General features: G+C 54.4%; 2 protein-coding genes. Both read right to left on the minus strand.

The window, feature by feature from the left end:
* Positions 1-163: 163 nt before the first annotated feature.
* On the minus strand, positions 164-1,375 hold the full coding sequence (locus GTP23_RS22340) for a sensor histidine kinase (protein WP_161037148.1): 1,212 nt from the start codon (positions 1,373-1,375) through the stop codon (positions 164-166).
* An 82-nt stretch (positions 1,376-1,457) separates the two neighbouring features.
* Positions 1,458-2,822: a sodium-dependent transporter gene (locus GTP23_RS22345; protein ID WP_161037149.1), complete on the minus strand. Its 1,365-nt coding sequence runs from the start codon at positions 2,820-2,822 to the stop codon at positions 1,458-1,460.
* Positions 2,823-3,301: the final 479 nt, after the last annotated feature.

Raw genomic sequence — 3,301 nt, forward strand, 5'->3', positions numbered from 1 at the left:
CGCCGATGATAGTGCTGCAACCAGTGTGAAAGTAGGTTATCGTCAAGCTAGTTATTAGAAAAACCCCACCATCTGCCTGAACGCGCTCAAGATCGCGCTCAGTGCCGAAGGTGGGGTTTTTTGCTTTGGGCGCTGATTTTGTGCGGCTGGGGAAGAGCAGGGCTTAGCGCACAGGTGCCGAAATTGGCAGCGTGAGTGTGAAACGGGTGCCGCCGCCCAGTTCGCTGACGACATCGATGCTGCCGCCAAGAATCTCGACGACGATGTTATGTACGATATGCAGCCCTAGGCCTGAGCCGCCCACACCCAGCTTGGTCGTAAAGAAGGGATCGAAGATGCGTGCAAGATCGTCTTTTTTGATGCCGACACCATGGTCTTCCACACAGAGCGTGACCCAGCCCTGAGCATTCTGGCTGGCAGAGATGTCGATCAGCCCGACATTGCGCCCATCATAGCCATGCAATATGGCGTTGTTCACCAGGTTAGTGAGCACCTGCCCCAGTGGGCCGGGGTAACTCTCCATCATGATCTCATCCGGAATACGCTGTTGAATCACAAAAGGTGTGCGCTTGATGGTTGGCTGCAGTGTTAGCACATTGCCGGCCACCACCTCGGCAAGCAGGAAACTGCGCCGTTGCGAGCTGGTCTGATCGACGGCGACCTGTTTGAAGTTGGTGACAATATCCGCTGCCCGATTCAGGTTCCGGTTCAGGATTTCCGTAGTGAGCTGAGCGTTCTTGATGAAGAACTCGAACTCTTTGCGTGTGACGCCGCCCTCGTGCTGGAGATGGTGGTTGATGTCGTTGGCCTGCACTTCGAAGGTGGTGGCAGCCATCAGGCTATTACCGATAGGCGTGTTCAATTCGTGGGCGATGCCCGCCACCATGGCACCTAGTCCGGCCAGCTTCTCATTGCGCACCAGATCTTCTCGGGCTTTTGCCAGTGCGGCGACCATGTCCTGTAATTCACGATTGGCTTTGCGTAGAGCCAGATGGGTATTGATGCGTGCCAGTACTTCTTCGATCTGGAAGGGCTTGGTGATGTAGTCCACGCCGCCCGCATCAAAGCCGGCAACTTTCTGTTTGGGATCGGTGAGCCCTGTCATGAAGATGACAGGAATATCTCGCGTGGCCTTGCTGGCCTTGAGACGCCGGCAAGTTTCGAAGCCATCGACTCCGGGCATGACAACGTCGAGCAGTATCAGATCCGGTTCGGCAAATTCTGCCCGCATCAGACCTTCGGCGGCGCTCTGCGCTAGAACGATCATGAAGCCGTGACGTTCCAGTCTGTCGAGCAGGGCAGCGAGGTACGACAAGGAGTCATCAACGATAAGTATCGTTGGAACTGGCAGTACGGGGACCTCGCTTTGGTTCATCTCGCAGCCTGACAAATTCACAGTCCAGACAGTATAGGCATACTGTCCTGAACAATGTGAAAAAACGCCGGCTGTGTTGTGTTTAGAACAAATTCAAACCTTTGAGCATTACCAGCAGGATCAGCACGGGGGAAATGAAGCGCAGCAGGAAGAGCACAACGGAGATGGTGCGCGTGTTGGCAAGCTGGCCGTGGTTAGACAGCGCCGCAGTAAATTGATCGCGGCCCCAGATCCAGCCAGCGAACAAAGCCAGCAATATTCCGCCCAGAGGCAACAGCACATTTGACGACAGGAAGTCGAACAGATCGAACAGGTTCATGCCGGCGATCTTGAAGTCGGCCAGCACGCTGCCAGTCAGGGCGCAAGTGGAGCCCGTTACCATCAGGATGGCGATCGACAGTATGGTGGCGCGGGTGCGGCTGATGTGCAGGCGCTCGTGCAGAATCACCACTGGTACTTCCAGCAAGGACAGCATGGCACCCGTTGCTGCGACGGAAGCGAGAATGAAGAAGGCCACCATCAGCAAGTGTCCGCCAGGGATCTGGGAGAACACCGCGGGGATGGTAATGAACACCAGTGCGGGACCGGCAGCCGGTGCAAAGCCGAACGTAAATACCGCGGGGAAGATGGCGATACCGGCCAGCATGGAAACGCACAGGTCGGCGGCCATGACGCGCAGCGTGGTTTGCGGAATATTCTGGTCGTCGCGGAAGTAGGAGCCATAGGTCATCATGGTGCCCATGCCCAGAGACAGTTTGAAGAAGGCCAGACCCATGGCCGTCAGAATTACGCCGGAACTCACTTTGCTGAAGTCGGGACGGAACAGGAAGGCCAGGCCATCACCAGCCTTATCCAGCGTCAGGCTGACTGCGCATAACACTAGCAGTAGCAGGAACAAAATAGGCATCAGTTTCTTGGCGATACCCTCGATGCCTTTGGTGACACCCATCAGCAAAATTCCGCCGATAAAGAACAGCACACACCACTGCCACAGCAGCGATTGCACGGGATCGGTAGTCAGTGCACTGAATGCTGCCTCGGTAACGTGACGGTCGCTGCTCAGGAGCGAACCCCCCATCGCTTTGAAGACATAGGCAAATACCCACGCCACCACTTCGGAATAGAAAGACAGAATCAGGAAGGCTGCGGCGAGACCGGCAACGCCAATCAGCCACCAGGGCAGGCGCTTCTGGGTATCGAGCTTCTGTAAAGCGGAGATAGGATTGGCCTTGGCAGCGCGCCCCATGGTGATCTCCGCAATCATGACGGGCAAACCGATCACGAGCGTGGCCAACAGATAGACCAGCAGGAAACCAGCGCCGCCATTGGCACCTGTGAGGTAAGGAAACTTCCAGATATTTCCGAGACCAACGGCGGAACCCAGTGTTGCGGCGAGTACGCCGAAGCTCGAGCTGAAACCGCCCCGTTTAATGTTGTTATTGTTCATGGCATGAATCCCACGGTGTTTGCAAAAAGGAAGCGATTGTAGCACCGCGAAATTTACTCTTGCGGAAGGCGCTGGTCATTTGCTATAGTTCGCCCCCTCGTAAAACAAGGCGCCCAGCGCTGAGTTGAACGGGAAAAAAAAGTAGGGGTTGACGAAACGATCTAAACGCCTCATAATCTTGCCTCTTCGCTGATGAACACAACGCTTCTCAGCAAGCAGTACCAAAGACAAGTTCTTTAAAAATTCACAGTCGATAAGTGTGGACGTTTGATGAAAGTGCACGCGAAGCTAGTCTTCGTGATACTTAAAAAATATCAAATGTTCACAAGAAATAAATGAAATAGGACGCTTTGTAAAAGAAGCGAACTGTCAGTATTTTGAGTGAGCGACCCAGCAGCAATGCTGGTGCCAGAAATGGCAAAAAACAGAGATTAAACTGAAGAGTTTGATCCTGGCTCAGATTGAACGCTGGCGGCATG

Origin of the sequence: Duganella fentianensis (assembly GCF_009857835.1) — a bacterium.
Classification (GTDB): Bacteria; Pseudomonadota; Gammaproteobacteria; order Burkholderiales; family Burkholderiaceae_D; genus Rugamonas; species Rugamonas fentianensis.

Bases quoted from the DNA above. Each gene is read 5' to 3' on its own strand.
- GTP23_RS22340 (WP_161037148.1), bottom strand. From the start codon at position 1,375: ATGAACCAAAGCGAGGTCCCCGTACTGCCAGTTCCAACGATACTTATC.
- GTP23_RS22345 (WP_161037149.1), bottom strand. From the start codon at position 2,822: ATGAACAATAACAACATTAAACGGGGCGGTTTCAGCTCGAGCTTCGGC.